This window comes from Enterococcus sp. 3C7_DIV0644, assembly GCF_002141235.1.
In the GTDB taxonomy this organism is placed as follows: Bacteria; Bacillota; Bacilli; order Lactobacillales; family Enterococcaceae; genus Enterococcus_D; species Enterococcus_D entomosocium.
The window spans coordinates 1298659-1321341 of the sequence record NZ_NGLK01000001.1 but is presented as its reverse complement, the minus strand read 5'-3'; the positions used below and the strand labels follow the sequence as shown (position 1 = coordinate 1321341).

Annotated in this window: 16 protein-coding genes; 14 read left to right on the top strand and 2 right to left on the bottom strand. The window is 43.3% G+C overall.

Features of this window, described 5'->3' with window-relative positions:
• Positions 1-185: 185 nt before the first annotated feature.
• The 9 genes from A5877_RS06140 (at position 186) to A5877_RS06100 (ending at position 11297) form a co-directional block, all read left to right on the top strand.
• Complete coding sequence (locus A5877_RS06140) at positions 186-1427, top strand: extracellular solute-binding protein (protein ID WP_061053285.1); 1242 nt, start codon at positions 186-188, stop codon at positions 1425-1427.
• Positions 1428-1582: 155 nt separating this feature from the next.
• Positions 1583-2458, top strand: coding sequence for a carbohydrate ABC transporter permease (locus A5877_RS06135; RefSeq protein ID WP_016612866.1), 876 nt, complete (start codon positions 1583-1585; stop codon positions 2456-2458).
• 11 nt (positions 2459-2469) lie between these two features.
• Positions 2470-3303, top strand: coding sequence for a carbohydrate ABC transporter permease (locus tag A5877_RS06130; RefSeq protein WP_061053283.1), 834 nt, complete (start codon positions 2470-2472; stop codon positions 3301-3303).
• Between the two features lie 18 nt (positions 3304-3321).
• Positions 3322-5115 (top strand): glycoside hydrolase family 2 protein, encoded by a 1794-nt coding sequence (locus A5877_RS06125; RefSeq protein ID WP_086316567.1) that lies wholly within the window; start codon positions 3322-3324, stop codon positions 5113-5115.
• A gap of 30 nt (positions 5116-5145) precedes the next feature.
• Positions 5146-6552 carry a glycoside hydrolase family 43 protein gene (locus tag A5877_RS06120; RefSeq protein ID WP_086316566.1) on the top strand — a complete coding sequence of 469 codons (1407 nt, stop codon included), beginning with the start codon at positions 5146-5148 and terminating at the stop codon, positions 6550-6552.
• 205 nt (positions 6553-6757) lie between these two features.
• Complete coding sequence (locus A5877_RS06115; RefSeq protein ID WP_061053280.1) at positions 6758-7684, top strand: alpha/beta fold hydrolase; 927 nt, start codon at positions 6758-6760, stop codon at positions 7682-7684.
• A gap of 125 nt (positions 7685-7809) precedes the next feature.
• A complete protein-coding gene (gene serC, locus A5877_RS06110; RefSeq protein WP_005233933.1) occupies positions 7810-8889 on the top strand; it encodes a 3-phosphoserine/phosphohydroxythreonine transaminase in 1080 nt (359 codons plus the stop codon).
• Positions 8890-10074, top strand: coding sequence for a phosphoglycerate dehydrogenase (locus tag A5877_RS06105; RefSeq protein ID WP_016609459.1), 1185 nt, complete (start codon positions 8890-8892; stop codon positions 10072-10074). It begins immediately after the preceding gene.
• A complete protein-coding gene (locus tag A5877_RS06100) occupies positions 10074-11297 on the top strand; it encodes a DUF1015 domain-containing protein (RefSeq protein WP_086316565.1) in 1224 nt (407 codons plus the stop codon). Before A5877_RS06105 ends, A5877_RS06100 begins: the two co-directional genes overlap by 1 nt.
• Positions 11298-11340: 43 nt before the next feature.
• On the opposite strand, the gene A5877_RS06095 is transcribed toward A5877_RS06100, so the two are convergent.
• A complete protein-coding gene (locus A5877_RS06095) occupies positions 11341-12690 on the bottom strand; it encodes an Nramp family divalent metal transporter (RefSeq protein WP_086316564.1) in 1350 nt (449 codons plus the stop codon).
• A 156-nt stretch (positions 12691-12846) separates the two neighbouring features.
• Complete coding sequence (locus A5877_RS06090; RefSeq protein WP_008380388.1) at positions 12847-15189, bottom strand: ABC transporter ATP-binding protein/permease; 2343 nt, start codon at positions 15187-15189, stop codon at positions 12847-12849.
• Between the two features lie 138 nt (positions 15190-15327).
• On the opposite strand from A5877_RS06090, the gene A5877_RS06085 reads away from it, so the two are divergent.
• The 5 genes from A5877_RS06085 to A5877_RS06065 all read left to right on the top strand — a co-directional run bounded on the left by A5877_RS06085 (position 15328) and on the right by A5877_RS06065 (position 22604).
• A complete protein-coding gene (locus A5877_RS06085) occupies positions 15328-15813 on the top strand; it encodes a MarR family winged helix-turn-helix transcriptional regulator (protein WP_008380390.1) in 486 nt (161 codons plus the stop codon).
• A gap of 160 nt (positions 15814-15973) precedes the next feature.
• Complete coding sequence (locus A5877_RS06080; RefSeq protein WP_008380392.1) at positions 15974-17761, top strand: glycoside hydrolase family 13 protein; 1788 nt, start codon at positions 15974-15976, stop codon at positions 17759-17761.
• A gap of 304 nt (positions 17762-18065) precedes the next feature.
• Positions 18066-19118, top strand: a complete 1053-nt coding sequence (locus tag A5877_RS06075) for an aspartate-semialdehyde dehydrogenase (protein ID WP_016612859.1) — start codon at positions 18066-18068, stop codon at positions 19116-19118.
• Positions 19119-19240: 122 nt separating this feature from the next.
• Positions 19241-20923, top strand: a complete 1683-nt coding sequence (locus tag A5877_RS06070) for a ribonuclease J (protein WP_005228243.1) — start codon at positions 19241-19243, stop codon at positions 20921-20923.
• 241 nt (positions 20924-21164) lie between these two features.
• Entirely contained in the window at positions 21165-22604 is a 1440-nt protein-coding gene (locus tag A5877_RS06065) for an MFS transporter (protein ID WP_016612801.1), read from the top strand.
• Positions 22605-22683 lie beyond the last annotated feature (79 nt).

Below are 22683 nucleotides of genomic sequence, written 5' to 3'. Positions count from 1 at the left end.
TGTGGATTTACAAAATAGTAAAATGATATAATTTTTGGTTATGCCTTGTTAAAATAATGTTGACAGCGCTTTATATTTATAGTAACTTTACGGTGTAAACATTATTTGACGATAGTCTAACGATTATATTTATTGATAATTGGATGTCATTTTACTTTTTAGTTAAATTAAAAGGAGTGTAAAAAATGAAAGTAAGTAAATCTATTGTTTTAGTAGGGACAAGCTTATTATGTACAGTGTTGTTAGCTGCTTGTGGCGGGAGTGGTAGCTCAAGTAATAATTCAGAAATTTTGCTTTGGTCTTCGACGACAGGACCAGACGGTGAAAAAATCAAAAAAACGATTGATCAATACAATGAAACAGACCCAGACTTTAAAGTGAAGTTAGTAAGCATGCAAGGTGATACCTTTACTTCAAAGTTGACGACTGCGGGGAAATCGGGGAAAGGTGTTCCTGATTTGGCTTTGATTGCCTCAGAAGCTTTGCCTACGTACAAACACCAAGACATGCTTGAAACCTGGGATGACATGATCGATGGGACAGAATTGGCACGGGAAAACTACGTTGAAGCTGCTTGGGACACTGGTGTAGTGGATGATAGTCAATATGGGATTCCGGCAACCATGGGTTCGTGGGTGATGTATTACAACCAAGATTTGGTGGATAAATATGTTCCAGGAGCGTTGGATGATGGCGTAGTGACGTATGAAGAAATCAGACAAGCTGGGGAAAAAGCAAAAGCAGATGGTATCTATAGTTTTGGCTATACATGGGGCATGCAGAATTATTCGAATCTCTACCAACAAATGGGTGGGGAATGGCAAGATGCACAAGGAAACATCAATATCGATAATGAGTATTCTTACAATGCCGTTCAAGAGTTTAAGGATCTGTACGATGCCGGCTACATGGTCCCAGATGGTGAAGATGCAAATAAACTTTTTGCAAACCAGCAACTGATTTTTCTTCCAGAAGGAACATGGATGCTAAGTAATATGGAAGAAATCAGTGACTTCACTTGGGGCCAAACATTTACTCCTCAATGGGATGCGGAACATATCATTCAAGGTTCAGGCGTCGATCAGTTTGCAATGTTCAAAACGAACGAGGAACGTTCCGATGAAAAGAAAAGTGGCATGGTCGACTTTCTGACTTGGTTACAAGCAAACCAATTAGAGTGGGTCAAATCAGGTGCAAATCCTACTTCCTTAGCTATGCTAGACAATGAAGAATATGTTGAGATGCCACAATCCTTCTTATTGAAGACAGAAAAAGGACAAGCGGCAATTTCTGTTAACGCAGTTGATGGCTTATCGTATATCTTTGGTGAATATGATAATCGCTCATGGGACATGATCACAGGAAAAGCAGATATTCAAACGACGTTTGGTGAGATCCAAAAAGTTGTAGAAGAAAAGATGAAATAATCTTCTCACATAGAGGCTGTGGCAGAAGGAAGAGCGACCATAAAAAGAATTCAGTCCATTTTTTGATAGGGGAGGAATTCTGATAGGCTTAAAGGGCTGTCACAGTTGTTTCTTGTTGAGAGCTGCACTAGAAATACAAGGAAGGATGGGTATTGATGAAAAAAAGGTTAAATGGCTGGCCAATCGTTTTTATTGGTCCGCATATGCTCCTTTTTCTTTTATTCTTTTTAGTTCCTGCAGTGATTGGGATCTATGTTTCTTTTACTGAATGGGATCTGTTCAGTACACCGATTTTTGTCGGGTTTGATAATTTTCAAACGATTTTGTTTGATCAAGACTCGTTGTATCATACGCAATTTTTTAATGGAATGAAAAATACGCTGTTTTTTGCGGCAATCTCCGTTCCGTTATGTATTGTAATTCCCTTGTTACTAGCGGTTGCATTATCTGCTAAACCAAAAATGATGCGTTTTTTTCAATCGATTCTCTACCTGCCAACATTATTTGCAATCTCTGCCGTCATGATTATTTGGGGGTTCCTTTTGAGCAAATCTTTTGGGCCAATCAAAGAAGTATTCGGTATCGACATCAATTTTGTAGGCACGCAACCATGGGCATGGATCGCTATTTTGATCGTGACGATTTGGTGGACATTAGGTGGGAATCTAATTATTTATGTTGCTGCATTAAATGGCGTCTCTAAAGAGCAGTTAGAAGCAGCAGAATTAGATGGTGCAAATAGTATAACGAAATTTTTCCGTATTTCTTTGCCGAGTATTCGCAACCAGCTTGTTTTTACCACGGTCATGACGACCATCGCTCAGTTTAATATTTATGGTCAGCCACTAATGTTGACGGGTGGCGGACCCAACAATTCTACTCGCGTGTTGATGATGTACATCCAAGAAAATGCTTTTGGTAGTAGTACCTCGGTTGCAGGAATTTCTTCAGCGATGGCTATTTTACTAGGTTTTGTAATCATGGCAGTTTCGATTGTGCAATTTATGGTCATCAAAAAAATGGAAAGATAGGAGGGAAGAAGATGCGAGAAAACAAACTAGGGAAAAGAATTGCCTTTATTTTGCTAGCGATCGTCTGTGTGATTTGGCTCTTTCCTTTGATATGGGCAATTTTTACCTCGTTTAAATCGGAGGCAGAGATTCAAAAGGTTGGGTTCAGTTTGATTCCACAAGATTGGACGCTGACTAACTTTTTGGGCTTGTTACAAGGCAATGATTCTTCTCCTGTGTTCCGCTGGTTTGTGAATTCAATGATTATTTCAACTTCACATACGCTGTTGGTTATGGTGATCGTCTCGTTTGCAGCCTATGGCTATACACGACTCACCTTTAAGGGGAGAGATTTGATTTTTGCCCTATTGTTAGGAACGATGATGTTTCCCGGGGTGGTCAATTTGATCCCGAATTTTAAAATCGTTGATACGTTAGGTTGGACCAATACATTTCTGGCAGTCATCGTTCCTGGGGCTGCAGGTGTTTATAACATTTTCCTCGTTCGGCAGTTCATTTTAGGGATTCCTAAAGAATTGGATGAATCGGCTGTGATCGATGGGGCCAACGAGTTTCAAATCTTTTATCATATTATCTTACCACTGATCAAACCTGTATTGACGGTGGTTGCGTTATTTAGTTTTACTGGCTCATGGAATGACTTCTTGTGGCCATCGATCGTGATAAACGATATTGATAAATTACCGATTACACCGGGGCTGCAGTTGCTACAAGGGCAATACATGACCTATCCGGGAATTGGAACTGCCGGAGCAATCTTGGCTTTGATCCCTACCTTTTTATTGTATTTGGTGGCGCAAAAAAGCTTTATGGCGTCAATGTCGTTGCAAAGTGGCATAAAATAATTTGTTTTTGGAGGAAATATGAGTAGAGAAGAATACCCGAGACCGCAATTTGAGAGAGAGAATTGGTTAAGCTTAAATGGTGAATGGCAATTTGCCTTTGATGACAAAAATCTTGGTTTAAAAGAAAAGTGGTACACAAATGAAGCAAACTATCCGTACAAGATCAATGTTCCCTTTGTCTATCAAAGTGCATTGAGCGGCATTGATAATCGAGAAGTGCACGACGTTGTATGGTATTATCGGACCTTCAATGTGCAAGTCCTTGAAAAAAGTCGTGTCCTTTTGCATTTTGGGGCGGTGGACTATGAAGCAGATGTGTTTGTCAATGGCAATCATGTGAAAAATCATTGCGGAGGGCATACCTCTTTTGATATAGACATCACGGATGCTTTAGTATCTGGACAAGAGCAAATACTAAGTGTGCGAGCATTTGATCCACATTTTGATGAAAGCATTCCACGGGGGAAACAATTTTGGGAAGAAGAATCAGCAGGAATCTGGTACACAAACTCAACAGGGATCTGGCAGCCAGTCTGGCTTGAAGTAGTTGCCGAAACCCATCTGCAACAGGTGAAATTTACGAGTGATTTTGATGCTGGCGCCGTTAAGATCGATGTAGAACTGAATCAGTTACAGCCACAAGTAGTCTTAGAATATCAAATCTATTTTAAAGGTGCTTTAGTTACCAGCGGAAAGGCAGACTTTATCACTTCTAAGTTGAGTTTGGCGGTTGATATTTTCCAGCAAGAAATTTTTCGGACGAATTTTCACCACGAAGGCTGGTCTTGGACACCTGAAAAACCGCAATTATTTGATGTAGAATTGACTCTTAGAGAAGCAGGGAAGGCCATCGATCAGCTAAAAAGTTATTTTGGTATGCGTAAAATACATACAGAAAACGGTATGATTTACTTAAATAACAAGCCTTACTACCAGAAGTTGGTTCTCGATCAAGGCTATTGGCCGAGCGGCTTGTTAACTGCACCAACAGATGAGGACTTTAAACAAGACATCTTATTGGCCAAAGAAATGGGATTTAATGGTTGCCGAAAACACCAAAAAACAGAAGACCCACGCTTTTTATACTGGGCAGATAAATTAGGATTTCTTGTTTGGGGAGAGTGTGCGGCGCCGGCAATCTATACCGATCTTTCGGTAACGCGCTTGATGCAAGAGTGGACAGAAATCATTACTCGGGATTATAGTCATCCTTCGATCGTTACTTGGGTCCCAATCAACGAGAGCTGGGGTGTGCCAAAAATCTCATTTGATCGTCAGCAACAGCATTTTTCTCAAGCGATGTATCACTTTATCCATTCGTTAGACCAGCAACGGTTGGTTATTTCAAATGATGGTTGGGCGATGACGGAGACCGATATTTGTGCGATTCATAATTATGCGCATGGGCAAGAATCTGAGCGGCAAAAATATCTATACTTTAAAGACAGTCTCAGCACGAGAGAAAAATTGGTGAGTCGAGTATCGACCCCCTGGCCGATTTTCGCTGGAGGATTTTCTTATCAGGATCAGCCTATTTTATTGACCGAGTTTGGTGGTATTGGCTTCGATGTTTCGGGGCAACCCGGTTGGGGCTATACCTCAGTGGAAAATCAACAAGATTTCTTGAAGGATTATCAGCGAATCATGGTGGCTGTTTATGACTCTGTCGGACTCTGGGGCTATTGCTACACTCAGTTGACAGATGTCGAACAAGAAATCAATGGGTTACTGACCTATGATCGCCAACCAAAAGTTGATTTGGCAGCAATTAAAGAGATCAATGAGCAGTTTCATCCACCGCAGGTAGAATAAAATGATTGGTAAGGAAAGGGGCGATGTCCGATGGGGAAATCAGCAGCTTGGCTCAGTGGAGTAAGTATCTTGATTGCTGCGCTTATGATAACCGGTTGTAGCGCTGGAACTGATCCAGGGGAAGAAGTGTCCGATTTTACTTCAATTATCGATAATGATGGGGCAGATCCTTGGATCTTGCAAACGGAAGCGTTCTTTTATTATACCAAAACGACTGGGAATAATTTAACGCTTTGGCGTGCTGAAAACCTCTCTCACGTTGCTGCTGGTGAAAAAAAGATCATCTGGGAAATGCCAGCAGAATTTGAAAGTATCTGGGCACCTGAGCTTCATTACTTAGATGATCGCTGGGTGATGTATTTCGCGGCTAATCGTCCTTCAGAAACGCATCGTATGTACGCATTAGTCAATCATCAAAAAGATCCTTACATGGGTGAGTGGCAATTGGAAGAGATCAAAGGGATGGATGATAAATTTGCGATTGATGGAACAGTCTTAGGGATCAATGACAAACGCTATTTCCTTTGGTCGGGCTGGGAAGGGTATGAAAATGTTGCGCAAAATCTTTATTTAGCGGAAATGGCCTCCCCTACGGAAGTGATCGGGGAGAAACGACTTATCTCAGAACCAGAATATGAATGGGAAATGCGGCAAACACCATTGATCAATGAAGCCCCTCAAGTGATGATCAAAGACGAAACAGTCAATTTGGTATACTCTGCCAGTGGAAGCTGGGACAATGATTACGCTCTTGGTCTTATGACCCTAGATGTGGCTGATGATCCGCTAGAAAGAGCGAACTGGCAAAAGGAACCAGCGCCGATTTTCCAACAGACAAACACTGTCTATGGACCTGGTCATAATGGATTTGCCAAATCAAAAGATGGTTCTGAAGACTGGCTGATTTATCATGCTGCTCGGTGGGATCATTCGGGCTGGAACCGTTCGATCCGCTTACAAAAGTTTGGTTGGGATCAAGAGGATAAAATTCTACTGGAAGCTCCTTTTGATGAGTGGCATGTTCAAGCGTTGCCAAAAGCTGAGCCCAATCGACTGCGATTAACTGCTAGCCGTGCTTTGCTGGAGGGCGATTTAGTGCTTGTCGAAGATGAGGCAGCACTCTCTAAGAAAGTCGTCCAAGGCTTTGAATCAACGACTGACAAAATTATCTTTGCTCCGCAGATTGAAGAAGCAGACGAATTTCTGGTGATTGCCTATGTCAAAACCACTGATTATCTCTCCTTGAATGACCCAATTCAGGTCAGGATTGAAACGAAACAAGCAAACCACATGGTGGATGTCTATCCTTCCGAATATTATCAACCGCTACAAGTCCGCATGAAGTTACCGAAAGGGGCGCAGGAAATCACCCTTTCGTCTGAGATTGGGGTGGATATGCTAAGTATTGATCGTTTAGAAATCGTCAAATTCAAATAAAAAATAGTGAGGAAGTTTTCCAATCCAAGCGATGGGTAATGATCGTTTGACTCCTGCTACTTTGTCTCTAGACAATGTGGCAGGAGTTTTTTTATCCTTGAAAATTCCCAACTCCTACCGCCATAGCCTAAAATTCCATGTATAATAAAGAAAACGACCGTTTTATTTGGCGAAAGGAAAAGAAAAAGCAAAAGAGGTGCGAACTATGAGGATGAATCAAGAAAAGCTGACTTCATCAAATGGGAAGGATCAGCTTTTTGTCAAAACGTGGCTGCCAGAAGAACAGCCGAAAGCAGTCGTGCAAATCGTTCACGGAATGATCGAACACATTGAACGTTACCACGAGTTTGCGGAATGTTTGACTGTGCAAGGCTATGCGGTGGTCGGTCATGATCACTTAGGGCATGGGCAATCCGTGAAAGAAACACAGGCCTATGGGCATTTTGGTGAAAAAGAGGGCGCCAACTATTTAGTGGCAGATGTGGGAGTGGTCCATAAGTACGCAGCTGCTTGCTACCCAGACCGACCATATTTTATCTTAGGGCACAGTATGGGGTCGCTGGTTTTGCGGAATTATTTGTTTAGTCAGCCACATCCATTGACAGGAGCGATCATCATGGGCACCACGATGGAAAAAGCCGTGCTGATGCAAGGAGGTAAACTCGTTACGAACTTGTTGCGGCCGTTTGCCGCTCAGCAATGGCCTTATCACGTAATGGAACAGCTAGTTTTTGGCCAGCACAACCGGCGTTTTCGTCCCAATCGGACCGCCAAAGATTGGTTGACCAGTGATCCGCAGCAAGTGGATCGCTATTTGAAGGACCCTTACACCCAATTTCATTTTTCTTTAGCAGCTTACAAGGATCTCTTTACATTGACACAAGCTGCCAGTGATCCGGATCAACTGCGCAAGATTGATTCAGAATTGCCGCTGCTGCTGATTTCAGGTGGAGACGATCCTGTTGGGCACTATGGCAAAAGCGTCCGCCAATTGGCTCAGCAACTGAAGCAAAATGCTGACGTGACGATGTATTTGCTCGAACATGGCCGTCATGAGATTTTGAATGAGCGCAACCGCGAGATCGTTTACAATGAAATTTCTCGCTGGCTATTTGAAAAAATGCCGAAATGACGAACGTTAAGAAATTGGTAGTCTTTTCTGAAAATTCAAAATTATTTTCTCTTTTAAGGCTTTTTTCATTTTCGGCTATCTGTTATAATGATTTTCACATCTAACATAAAGGAGAGATTTTTTGTATGACAGTTTATAACTTTTCAGCTGGTCCTGCCGTATTGCCCCGTCCCGTATTGGAGAAAGCACAATCCGAACTTTTGAATTACCGCGGAAGTGGGATGTCCGTTATGGAGCTGAGTCATCGGTCCTCCTTGTTTGAAGCAATCATTAAAGATGCAGAAGCACTTTTACGAAAATTAATGGGAATTCCTGAAAACTATCAGGTACTGTTTTTACAAGGCGGCGCGAGTCTCCAATTCAGTATGATCCCTTTGAATCTTGCACAAAACAAAAAAGCCTTATACGTAAATACCGGTTCTTGGTCGAAGAAAGCTATTGAAGCAGCAAAAGCGCTTGGAAACGTGACGGTGGAAGTCATTGCCTCTAGTGAGGATCAAAACTTTACTTATATTCCAGAAATTTCAGAAGATGCGATCGATCAAGAAGCGGCTTATTTGCATATCACCACGAACAATACCATTGAAGGGACGGCCTTTCAAACGATTCCGCAGGCTGGCAATGTGCCGATCGTAGCAGACATGTCCTCAAATATTTTAGCCAATGACTATCGCGTAGAAGACTTCGGTGTGATTTATGCTGGGGCCCAAAAGAATATTGGTCCTGCAGGGTTGACGGTAGTGATCATCCGAGAAGATTTACTCAATGATGATGCTGTTTTCGCTCCAATGCTGGATTATCGTCTACAGGCTAAAAATGACTCATTGTACAATACACCACCAACGTATGCTATCTATATTGCTAAATTGGTGTTTGAATGGTTGGAAGAATTAGGCGGCATTCCTGCAATTTTAGAACAAGACCGCCAAAAAGCGGCGCTTTTATACGAAACGATCGAAGCCTCTGCTCTTTACAGTAGTCCTGTGGCTGTTGATAGCCGTTCACTAACGAATATTCCTTTTGTAACAGGGGATAAAGCATTAGATCAGCGCTTCAATGAAGAAGCTGTCAAAGCTGGTTTTGAGAACTTGAAAGGGCATCGTTCCGTTGGAGGAATGCGAGCAAGCTTGTACAATGCCTTTCCATTAGCTGGCGTTCAAGCGTTAGTCGACTTTATGAAATCATTTGAAGCGGAGGTCAAATAAATGTTCCAAATCAAAACATTCAATGCGATCGCACCAGAAGGATTACAGCGTTTAGAAAAAGAAAAGTATGCCATCAACGAGAGCGACCAACCGCAAGGGATTTTGCTGCGCAGCCAGAAATTGCACGATTACGCTTTTCCTGAAAGTGTCTTAGGTATTGCTCGTGCAGGGGCTGGGACCAACAACATTCCCGTCAAAGCATGTACTGAAAAAGGGATCGTCGTCTTTAATACACCCGGTGCCAATGCCAATGCGGTCAAAGAATTAGTGATTGCTAGTCTGCTCTTAAGTGTCCGCCCGATTTTACGAGGTGCCCAATGGGTCCAAACCTTGAGTGGTGATAATGTGGAAGAACAAGCAGAAGCGCAAAAAAGTCAATTTGCTGGAACAGAGTTAGAAGGCAAAAAGTTAGGAATCATCGGCCTTGGTTCTATTGGAGCGATGGTCGCCAACGATGCTTATCGTCTAGGGATGGAAGTAGTCGGTTATGATCCTTACGTGTCAGTGGATACTGCTTGGACGATCTCTCGTCGGGTCAAGCGTGCCAATGATATTGCGGAAGTCTTTTCAACCTGTGATTTTATTACGGTTCATGTGCCGCTAATGGAAAATACCCATCATCTCGTCGGGGAAGCCGAACTCGCGAAAATGAAACCAACAACGAAGCTATTCAACTTTTCCCGTAAAGAAATCGTCGATACAGATGCCGTTTTACGTGCATTAAAAGCCGACCGTTTAGCGGGCTATACGACTGATTTTGCAGATGAACAATTGCTGCACAATGAAAAAGTACTCGTCTTGCCGCATTTAGGTGCATCAACAGAAGAAGCTGAAGTCAACTGTGCCAAGATGGCAGCCCGAACATTGAAAAAATTCTTGGAATTCGGGACCATCAAGCGCTCGGTGAATTTTCCAACCGTTGAGATGGCTTTTCATTCGCCTTATCGTCTGACGATCATCAATCGCAATGTACCGAATATGTTAGGTCAGATTTCGTCGATCATTGCGGAATCTGGGATCAATATCGACAATATGCTGAATCGTGGACGGGAAGACTTTGCTTACACCCTAGCCGATGTCGCTTCTGAAGATGAAGCCTTATTGAATCAATTAGCCGATAAACTGCGGGAGAACGAAAATATCGTTCGTGTACGGGTCATCAAGAATCAGGAGGTTGGGTATTAATGGTTCAAGTATTTCCGTTTAAAGCCATTCGTCCAGAAGCCTCATTGGCAGAACAAGTGGCCGAGCTGCCTTATGACGTGGTCAATTCACAAGAAGCCGCAGCGTTTGCGCAAGGCAATCCTTACAGCTATTTCCACATCGACCGTTCGGAGATCGACTTGCCAGGAATCGATCCTTATGATCCACAGGTGTATCAAAAAGCGGCAGAAAATCTTGCATCTTTTCAAGAAGCAGACTGGTTGATCCAAGAAACGGCGCCCGCATATTATTTGTATGAATTGACGATGGCTGGCAGAAGTCAAACTGGGCTTGTCGCCTGTACCTCGATCGATGATTATGTCGCTGGGAAAATCAAGAAACACGAGTTTACCCGACCAGAAAAAGAAATCGATCGGATCAATCATATTCTGGCATGTGATGCCAATACAAGTCCGATTTTCTTGAGCTATCGCCAACCAGCAGCAGTCAAAGAAGCAATCGATGCGTGGCAAGCAGAGCATGCGCCGATCTATGATTTTGTCAGCTATCATGAGGTGCAGCATCGTGTTTGGCTGATCGATGATCCAGCGCTAGTCGCCTCTTTTGCCCAGCAGTTTCAGGCTGTAGATGCCCTCTATATTGCGGATGGACATCACCGTACAGAGTCAGCAGTTAAAGTTGGCTTGCAAAAGCGAGCCGATGGCCAAAGCAGCCAAGAAAGCGACCGCTTTTTAGCAATCTTATTCCCAGAAAATGAATTAGCGATTTGGGAATACAATCGGGTTTTGCGGGTACCAGTGCCAGAAACCTTTTTTGAGCAGGCAGCCCAACATTTTACGATTCGAGAAACTACAAGGAAGAAACCAGCGCAACGTGGTTCGATTCATCTGTACCTAAACCATGCGTGGTGGGAGTTGACCATCAAACCGGAAGCTGTGCCGCAAGATGCGGTAGGACAGCTCGATGTGTCGCTTTTACAACAATACGTGCTGGCTGATATTTTCGCGATCCAAGATGTGCGGACAGACAAACGCATTGATTTTGTCGGCGGAATTCGTGGTCCAGAAGAATTGGAACGTTTGGTAGATAGCGGAGAATGGACATTGGCCTTTTCCATGTATCCAACGCAAATGGCCGATCTTTTGGCAGTCGCCGATTCGGGAGAAATTATGCCGCCAAAATCAACTTGGTTTGAACCAAAACTGTTGAGCGGTCTGTTTTTACATGATTTAGAAACGAATTAACCAAAAAAAGCTTACGAGGCTAGCTCGTAAGCTTTTTTCGATATTAGAAGTTGCCGAGTGTTTCGATGATCAAGCGGACATTCAAGACCGTCAGTGCAATGGCACAGATCCAGCCTAAGGTAGAGACCCATAGCGGATTCTTGAAGCGTTCCCCCATGATTTTTTTTGAGCTGGTAAAAAGAACCAACGGAATCATCGAAACGGGTAAGGCGAGGCTTAAAAAGACTTGCGAATAAATCAGCAGATCGTCCAAGGCTTGTTCGTTGCCGCCAAAGTAAATCGTACAAAGCAAGACGGGGATCACCGATAAGCCACGGGTGATCAGACGTCGCGCCCAAGTAGGGATCTTCATATGGATAAATCCTTCCATCACGACTTGCCCCGTCAGTGTCCCAGTGATCGTTGAATTTTGACCAGATGCCAAGAGCGCCACGGCAAACAGAACGCTCAAGACTGGACTGGCGACAGCACCAGCAATGGAGGAATCTTGCAAAGCATCGAACAGCGCGGAGAAGGTGCCGACTTCTTCGCTATGACCAAAGAACAAGGCGCTTCCTAAGATCAAAAGCAGGCAATTGACCAAAAAGGCAGCGGATAATTGGATATTGGAATCCCAAGTAGCGAACCGCACGGCCGTTGCCACTTCTTGGGTATCGCTGCGATCGATTTTTCGTGATTGGGAGATCGAAGAATGCAGATAGAGATTATGCGGCATCACAGTCGCACCAACGATCCCCAACGCCATTGTCAGCTGTCCATGGTTCAAGACTTGCTTTTGGGGAACAAAGCCTTGCAAGACAGCAGGCAAATTTGGTTGAGCAATAATGACTTCGTAACAAAAGACCAGCATAATGACCAAAATCAGTGTCATGACGATCGCTTCGATTTTTCGGAAACCCAATTTCATTAAAAAGAGCAGAAGCAGTACATCGAAAATCGTTAAGATGACCCCAACTAATAAAGGTAAGCCGAATAGTAGATTGAGAGCGATCGCTCCTCCGATCACTTCCGCGATATCCGTTGCCATGATAGCCAATTCGGTGACGATCCACAAAACAAAGCCTAAGCCTTTGCTGGTGTGTTTACGAGTTGCTTGCGCAAGGTCCATCTGGGTCACGATCCCTAGCTTGGCTGCCATGTATTGCAGCAGCATAGCGATCAAACTGGAAATCAAGATCACAGAAAGTAAGAGATAGCCATATTCAGCACCGCCACCGATCGAGGTGATCCAGTTTCCTGGGTCCATATAGCCCACGGCTACCAATGCCCCAGGACCAGAAAACGCTAAGAGATTGCGCCAAAAGCTGCCGTTTTTTGGAATGGCAACTGTATTATTTATTTCTTCCAAGCTAGGACCGTTGGCCGCTTGGATCAATTTTTTTTCTTCATTCATCGTTTCACACCCTATCTTTTTAGGTATACCTAAAAACAAATCTATTGTATTCCTCATTTATGGATTTTTCAAGAGAAACCTTTTGGAAGTCAGAAGGAAGGACAAAAAAACAGCAGCCAAGGGGATGGCTGCTGCCTGTTAGGTTTTCTTATAAAATTAGTCGGCGCGTAAAGCGATCGCTGCATCTTTTTTCGCTGCCATTCGAGCTGGAATGTGACCGCCGATCATGGTTAGGACGGTGCTGACAGCAATCAAGATCAGGCCGTGGACCGGATTTAATTGAGCAACATTTTCGAGATCAGTCATACTATATAAGATCGCGTTGATCGGGAATGTAGCTAACCAAGCAATTAGGACACCTAAAGCCCCTGAAGCGATCCCTAAAATACAGGTTTCGGCATCGAAGACGCGGGTGATGTCTTTTTTACGAGCACCTAATGCTTTTAAGACCCCAATTTCTTTCGTGCGTTCTAGTACAGAGGTATAAGTGATGATACCGATCATGATCATGCTGGTTACCAAGGAGATTCCTGCAAAAGCGATCAAGACATAGGTGATGGCATCCATCAAGCCACCAGTCAATTGAGTCATCGTACCGGCTAAATCGGAATAAACGATTTGGTCTTCTTTGTCTTTGCCTTTGTTGAAGTCATCCAAGTAATCAAGGATTTTTTCTTTGGCACTGAAATCATTTGGATAGATCATAATGCTGTTTGGTAAATCACTGCCGCCGAGATAAGCGATCAATGAATCTTTGGCACTTTCGTCAACGGGTTCATTCGTCATCACGTTGGTGTCGCTATCTTTTTGTGCTTGGACGATCGCTGAGTCTTGGTTTTCTTTGATCACTTCTTGCGCGAGGGCATCACTGTAGGCAATGCCGGTTGAAAGCAAGTTCATCGTAGAGTTTTGCTTGATACGTAAGATTCCGCTGATCGTTAATTCTTTGTTGTTGCTGTTATCGAAAACTTCATTTAAATCTTGGTTTGGAATGAAGTTTCCAGTCGGCAATTCGGTGTAAAAGGCATCATTAGACGCCAATGTGATTTTTGTTCCCACGATATCGTCGAAGGAAACCGTGTCACCATCTTCAATATCAAAACCGAGATTGATCAATGCATTGACATTCGTTACGTTGTTTTCATCGACGATCAAAACGACATCTGTGCTGGCACTTGGGTAGCTGCCTTCTAAAAGGTCATAGTTGTCTTTCAAGAAATTGCCGTTATCCTCTGATAACTGCTCAGGGAAAGTCGAAACCCCAATACCGGTTGAGGCACTCATGGCAGACATCATGGCATTGGTCTGTTCATTGTCAGGCGACGCGTTGGAGAAGCTGACTTGTTCCACATTGTCATCGATCTTGCGGAAAAGATTCAATGAAGTTGAACGAGTGTAGCCGATATTGTTACTTAACTCAGGATCAATGTCGTTGATGTAATCGAGAAACTCTTGATCGATTTTGTTGATATGGGTTGCACGATCCGTATCACTTAATTTGGCAGTGACCTCTTTATCTGAAGGGAAATCTTCAGATTTATCCCGCGTACCCATCGCTGATGGATCTTGTTCAGTGGCCACTTGTGAGATCGTGATCGGAAAACGAGCTAATGTTTCTGACTGGGTATTGTCGATTTGTTTTTGGAATCCCGTTGATAGTGACAAAACAATGGCGATTCCGATGATTCCGATACTAGAAGCAAAGGCTGTCAAGAAGGTGCGCCCTTTTTTGGTTCGGATATTGTTAAACGACAAACGTAAGGCCGTCATAAAACTCATTTTTGTGTGCTTTAATTCGAATTGGTCTTTCTTTTGGCCTTCGACATGGGGGTTCGAATCTTTAATGATTCGTCCGTCTTTGAATTCAATGATCCGTCCAGCGTATTTGTGGGCCAATTCAGGATTATGAGTAACCATGATGACCAATTTTTCTTTTGATAGTTCTTGGATCAGTTCCATGATTTGGACACTTGTCTCTGAATCTAAGGCACCTGTAGGTTCATCACAAAGGAGGATATCAGGATCATTTGCTAAGGCACGAGCGATCGCTACCCGCTGCATTTGACCACCAGAAAGCTGATTTGGTTTTTTGTGCATATGCTCAGCTAAGCCCACACGCGTCAAAGCATCGGTTGCTTTGGCGCGTTTTTCTTCTTTTGACACACCGCTCAAGGTCATTCCAAGCTCAACGTTGTCGATGATGCCTAAATGACTGATCAAATTGTAGCTTTGGAAGACAAAGCCGATCGAATTGTTCCGATAGGCATCCCAGTCGCGGTCTTTAAAGGACTTGGTTGATTTGCCATTGATGATCATATCACCAGAGTCGTAATTATCTAAGCCGCCGATCACGTTCAACATGGTTGTTTTCCCAGAGCCGCTTGGCCCTAAAATGGCAACAAACTCTTGTTTACGAAAGGCGACGGTGACGCCGTCGAGGGCTTTCGTAGTACTGGCGCCAACTGTATAATACTTCTTGATATCTTTTAATTCTAACATGGGGTCACTCTTTTCTTGCCGTTTTCACGATTATTTTCATTATGTAACCACGCTATCATAATGGTTAACAAAAATCAACGATTATCATTGTTTAAACAAATAATTTATACTAAACTAAAGACAGAAAAGAGGGAGAGTATGGAAAAAGCGTTAGGAACATTCAATATGGCGGTGTTTGCGGAGATCTTTTCGCTGATGGGAAACATATTGTTTGAAGAAATCGGTCTGGAAGATTTAAAATTGACCAAAATGGAAATCTTGGAACTCGTGGTGATCTCTAGTAATGAAGGAATTACGATGTCCGAGTTAGCCCAGCAAATCGGTACATCAAAAGTCCAAATCAGTCGTTCGATCTCGGGGTTGGAAAAGGCTGGCTTTGTGGTACGCAAAACCAACGGCGTCAATCGTCGCAACGTCAATGTTTATTTGGAAGAAGCTGGGAAGCAGTTGTTTGTCCAAAAGAAAAAACAAGTGGAAGACCGCTTGAATGCCAAAACCGCTCAAATGGCTGTGGAAGATATCCAGCAGTTGAGTCAGTCGTTGACGGAGGCAGTGGGGATCTTGCGTAAATATGACATTTTACGGACTGGCAATCAATGTGAGAAGAAGACACCGTTTGATTAAAAAAGGGTGAAGCAATCGTTTGCTTTTCAATCACTGAATTAATTTCATATTGACTTATATTATCGATTTTTTAGATAAAGCAACCGATTGCGTTTTTCTCTTGTTTTGACTTCTGATTTGTGCGACAATGGGTGTATCAAACAAGTCAAAGGAGTCTGCTATGAATACTACTGCCATCTATCATCGTCCCGAAAGTGAATTTGCGTATTTGTACGAGAAGGATAAAATGCATATCCGTTTGCGTACCGCCCGTCAAGACGTCCGCCATGTCCAGCTGCTTTGCGGTGATCCTTACACACTGTATAAAGAAGCTTGGTACCAACAAAGAATTGAAATGCAAAAAATTCTTTCCACGGACTTGCATGATTATTGGCAAGTATCGGTCGGAGCAGAATTCCGCCGTTTGTCTTACGGCTTTTCCATCGAAAGTTACGATGGGTTGCATGTCTTCTATGGGGATCACGGGGTCTACCCCTTTGAACAGCAATATTTAGAAATGAACAACAATTATTTTCGGATGCCTTACTTCCAAGAAGCCGATCGTTTCAAAATTCCCGAATGGGCGAAAGAAACGGTTTGGTATCAAATTTTCCCTGAGCGCTTTGCAAATGGGGACCCATCAAATGATCCTGAAGGTGTGTTGCCATGGAGCTCAAAAAATCCCGATCGCCAAGACTTTTTCGGTGGGGATCTACAAGGAGTCATCGATCATTTGGATTACCTTGTCGATCTAGGAATCAATGGGATCTATTTCTGTCCGATTTTTGAGGCATATTCGAATCACAAGTATGATACCATCGATTATTTGGCCATCGATCCTGCTTTTGGTGATAACGATACCTTTAAACGATTAGTGGAGGAATGCCACAAACGCGGCATCAAAGTTATGCTGGATGCTGTTTTCAACCATATGGGGGATACTTCGCATCAATGGCTAGATGTCATCAAAAACGGCAAAGATTCGCCGTTTGCTGATTGGTTCCACATCAATGAGTTTCCTGTCAACTACAAAGAAGGGGAAAACTTTGAAGATGCTTATGACATCACCTATGATGTTTTTGCCTTTACGCCGCATATGCCGAAACTCAATACGGAAAATCCCGATGTGCAAGATTATTTGTTGAAGATCGCTCGTTATTGGATCGAAGAATTTGATATCGATGCTTGGCGCTTGGACGTGGCTAATGAAGTTAGTCACTTCTTCTGGAAAAAATTCCGCCAAGTGTGTGATGAGGCCAAAGATGATTTTTATATCCTTGGGGAAATTTGGCATTCTTCTCAACGCTGGTTACAAGGCGACGAGTTTCATGCAGTGATGAACTACGCCTTTACAGATGCAATTATTGAATATTTTGTCAAAGACGAGATCTCCATGACGAAAATGGTCTCGGAATTAAATAACCAGCTGATGTTGTATCGGGAGCAAACCAACCAAGTGCAGTTCAATATTTTGGATTCTCATGATACCCCGCGTTTGTTAACTTTGGCTCGGGGAGACAAAGACTTGATGCGCCAAGTGATGGCCTTTACGTATCTGCAACAAGGCGTTCCTTGCCTGTATTACGGCGATGAGATTGGTTTGACCGGTGATATGGATCCGGATTGTCGTAAATGTATGATTTGGGATGAGGAAAAGCAAGATCGTGATTTGCTGCATTTCACCCAGTCATTGATCAAACTACGCAAAGACAACCAAAAAGTCTTATCTGAAGGTTCCTTGAGTTGGAACTGGGTTTCGGAAGAAGATGGCCTGATCATTTTCGAACGAGAGTTGGGGGCACAGCGGATCATCGGTATTTTCAACACTGGCGAGGACCAACTTACACTCTCTCGTCCTGATTCAATTTTGATGGAACAGTTTGTCCAACTGGAAGATGAGACGATGATCATCGATAACAAAGGCTTTGCTATCGTGAAAGTAAATAACGAAGAATCGAATGAAGCATAAAAATGAGGCAAGAATTGCATATGCAATTCTTGCCTCATTCAATGTTTTGGGTATTTTTAATTTCCCCATGCACGTTGGAAAGAATCTTCCCCAAAATTCCTTCTGTCGGTATTATATCCTATAACACCTAAATGTGACAAATGATAACCCTTAAATATAGGTAGTTTTTTCCTGAAACGGGGAAAACGATTGAAAATTTAGATAGTTCTGCCTTCTTTTTGCGCTTCTTTCCACGAAAGGCCTTTTCTTTTTTACAAGATATGATAAACTAGTAAAAATGTATTTTTATTCGAGGAGTGATTTGATGAGTACAGGGTATCACATAGCAGTTGTCGGAGCTACCGGCGCAGTAGGAACAAAAATGATTGAGATGTTGGAGAAGACCACGTTACCGATCAAAAAAATAACGTTGTTGGCATCCAAACGTTCTGCTGGGAAGACCCTTGTGTTCAAAAATGAACCACTCGTTATTCAAGAGCTGACCGCAGATTCCTTTGCGGGAGTCGATATTGCATTGTTCAGTGCCGGTGGTGGCATTTCAAAACAATTTGCTCCAGAAGCAGTCAAACACGGTGCAGTCGTAATCGACAATACCAGTCATTTTCGGATGGATCCGAATGTTCCTCTAGTCGTTCCTGAGGTGAATCCTCATGCATTAGCGCAACATAAAGGAATCATTGCCAATCCGAATTGTTCAACGATTCAAATGATGGTGGCATTAGAACCGATTCGTCAAAAAGTCGGTTTATCGAGGGTCTTGGTTTCAACGTATCAAGCAGTTTCAGGTGCTGGCGCACAAGCCTTGGCTGAATTGACTCGTGAATCTCAAGAACTATTAGCCGGCAAAGCCGCTGATGAACTAAATCCTGAGATTTTACCAGCAGGCAGCGATAAAAAGCACTACCCAATCGCGTTTAACGCCTTGCCACAAATCGATGTCTTTGCTGAAGACGACTATACTTACGAAGAGTGGAAAATGATCAATGAAACGAAGAAGATCATGGAAGATGCGCAGATTAAAGTAGCAGCTACGTGTGTGAGAATCCCTGTGTTTAGCGGTCATTCGGAGTCGATTTATATCGAGACCAAAGACCATGCCAGTGTTGAGGAAGTTAGGCAGTGGATCAGCGAATCCCCAGGAGCTGTCTTGCAAGATGATCCGAGTCAACAAGTGTACCCGCAAGCTTTGACCAGTGTGGACAAAACGGAAACCTTTGTTGGTCGGATTCGCAAAGATTTGGATGTCGAAAACGGCTTGCATTTATGGGTCGTTTCTGATAATTTGCTGAAAGGTGCGGCATGGAACTCTGTTCAAATCGCTGAAAGCCTGCATCAGCAAGGATTAGTTCATGTGTAAACCATAAGTTTTTCAGAAAAGTGTGGTGAATGCCACGCTTTTCTTTTTTTTGTTGTATAATAATAGGGACGGCTTATGCTTGGGAAATAATACAGTAGAAAAAAATTAAGAGGTGAATAAAAGTGGAAACGATAAAAATCATTCCTCTTGGCGGTGTACGCGAAAACGGAAAGAACATGTACATTGCTGAAGTTGGCGAGGATATATTTGTGCTGGATTGCGGTGTCCGTTATCCAGAAAATGAATTATTAGGGATCGATACAGTGATTCCAGACTTCACATATTTAGAAGAAAATGCCGACCGTGTGGCGGGTGTCTTCTTGACCCACGGGCATGCAGATGCGATTGGTGCATTGCCTTATTTCTTGGAGAATATCCAAGTACCGGTCTTTGGGACCGAGTTAACGATCGAACTAGCAAAATTGACCGTGAATAAAAATGAAGCTACCAAGCGCTTCAAAGATTTTCATGTGATCGATGAACATTCGGAGATCGACTTTGGCCATGCGACCATCAGCTTTTTCCGTACGACCCACTCTATCCCTGATTCTGTTGGAATCAGCGTAAAAACAGAAGCTGGCAATATCGTTTATACAGGAGATTTCAAGTTTGACCAAACAGCGATCCCTATGTATCAAACTGATTTTGGCCGCTTAGCGGAAATTGGAAAAGAAGGAGTCTTAGCATTGCTAAGTACGTCCTCAAATGCCGAAAATCCAACGCCGATTGCTTCTGAATTGACGATCCAAGATGAAGTTTATGACAATATCCGTTACTGGGAAGGTCGGATCATCGTCGCTAGCGTTGCTAGCAATTTGCAACGGGTGCAACAAGTATTAGATGCGGCGTTTCGTTCTGACCGCAAAGTCGTTTTGACTGGTCAAGATTTTGGTCGGATCATCAAAACGGCCATGAAGTTAGGGAAATTAAAATTACCTGCCGAAGACTTGCTGATCACCCAAAAAGAAATGAAAAAATACTCAGACGAACAGTTGTTGATTTTAGAAACAGGTCGTATGGGGGAACCAATCAAAGCGTTGCAAAAAATGGCCAACGGCTCTCACCGGACGCTGCGCATCAAAGAAGGAGATCTTGTTTACATCACAACGACGCCGACAACGGCAATGGAAACGGTGGTTGCGAAAACGGAAGATATCATCTATCGCGCTGGCGGTACCGTGAAACAGATCTCGGATAATTTCCGTGTTTCTGGTCATGCCAACCCGAATGATCTGCAGCTGATGTTGAATATGATGAAACCGAAGTACTTTATCCCTATTCAAGGCGAGTACCGCCAATTAGCCGCCCATGTGGACTTGGCGCAAGAAGTCGGGATTCCGATGAAAAATATCTTCATTACTGCACGCGGGGATGTTTTAGAATACAAAAAAGGCGAAATGATCGCCGCAGGTGCGGTCCCAGCTGAAAACGTCATGATCGATGGGATCGGTGTCGGTGATATTGGGAATATCGTCCTGCGAGACCGCAAAGTCTTATCTGAAGACGGAATCTTCGTTGCGGTAGTGACGATCAATCGTCGTGAAAAGAAAATTATTTCTGCGCCTCAAATCACTTCTCGCGGGTTTGTCTACGTGAAAGCCAGCCGTGACCTGATTCGTGAAAGTGGCGAGATCGTGGAAGAAATCGTAGAAAAACACCTTCATGATGAAGAGTTTGAATGGAGCAAATTGAAACAAGATATCCGTGATCGTTTGAGTCGTTTCTTGTTTGAACAAACCAAACGCCGTCCAGTCATCTTGCCGGTCATCATGGAATCAAGCCAAAGAAATCGCAACCGTAAATAATTCGTTTTGACCTACTGACAAAAGCAGGTGAAAGAATAGCCGTTTGACGGCCGATTTCTTTTCACCGAAGCTTTTGTCTTTTTTTGTGCAAGAAACAGGCGACGTTTTTTCAATAAATGCCCCTTATTTTGATCGTGAATGGGCAGATAAGGATTGACGGCGAATGGATTTCGATCAATAATACAAAGTTGTCCCCCTAAGACTAGAGGAACAAAATAAGCAAAGAGAGGATGGTCGATTTGTGAATAGTTATCAAGAAAACCCCGTAGTACAACAGAGAAAGTGGTGGATTCTCATTGCTGTTTCGATGTTTACCTTTATGTCAACACTGGATGGGAGTATCGTAAATATCGCATTGCCGACGATCTCGGCAGATATGGGTGTACCTATGAATCAAGCGGAATGGGTCGTGTCCGTTTACTTGATGATCGTTTGTGCCTGCCTTTTATTATTCGGTAAGGTAGGGGACAGTTGGGGCAAAATCAAAGTTTTCCGCTTGGGAATGCTAATTTTTATTATCGGTTCGCTGTTATGCGGGTTTAATCACTCCTTAGCATTTCTTTTATTTGCCCGAGTGGTGCAAGCGATCGGTGCTAGCATGACGATGGCGACGAATACCGGAATCATTACTGAAGTTTTTCCTATGAGTGAACGAGGACGCGCCTTAGGGATGATTGGTGCCTTTGTTTCGTTAGGCTCCATCGCCGGTCCTGGATTAGGCGGAGTGATTTTGGCGCATTTTTCTTGGCCGTTTATTTTTTGGATCAATGTTCCTGTCGGTATTCTGACGATGATTGCTGGAGAAAAGGTGTTACCAAAAGATATTACCATGAGTCATGATTCCATCGATAAAACCGGGTTTGTGCTGTTTTCAATTGCAATTATCAGCTTCTTCGGCGGCATTTTTCTTGGACAAGAGCGTGGCTTTCTAACGTGGCTGCCGCTGCTGTTGGGTGGGATCGCTTTAGTGGCATTCATCGTCTTTTTGCGAGTAGAAGCGCGTGTGAGCAAACCGCTGATTACCTTTGGGATCTTTCGTAATAAAATTTTCACCATGAGCCTGATCACGGCGTTGCTGATCTTTTCTGCAAACTTTTTTGTCAATGTCGTGATTCCCTTTTATTTGCAAAGTGCCCGAGGCTTAACGCCGAGCGTGGCAGGAATGCTGATGATGGTCTTTCCTTTGATGATGGTCATTGGTTCACCACTTAGCGGGTATTTGACGGACCGTGTAGGACCGGAGATTTTGGTCTTAGCTGGCTTAGCGTTGCTGTCCATCACTCAGCTGATGTATATGTTTATGAATCAGGATACGCCGATTTGGTATTATATAGTTGCCACTGCCATCATGGGACTTGGCAATTCGTTGTTCCAATCCCCAAACAATACGATGGTAATGAGCAGTGTCACCAAAGAAAATCTTGGGGTGGCAGGTAGTCTAAATTCCTTTGCCCGCAATTTGGGCATGGTGTTAGGGATATCCTTAGCAACGACGATTCTCTATGCAGCAATGAGTCAAGCGTATGGAAAGCATGTGACGACCTATATCGCAGGTCGGGCAGATATTTTTGCCTATGGCATGAAAATCACCTTCTTTGGTGCGTTCCTTCTTTGCATCACAGCGTTATTCTTAACCGTCTGGCGCATCTATAAACAAGGCGGGCGTAAGAAAACGCTATGATCGCTTGAAGTCATCAGGTCGAACTGTTCTATTCCTTATTCAGAAAGGGTAGAACAGTTTTTTTATTTTTCTTGACAAG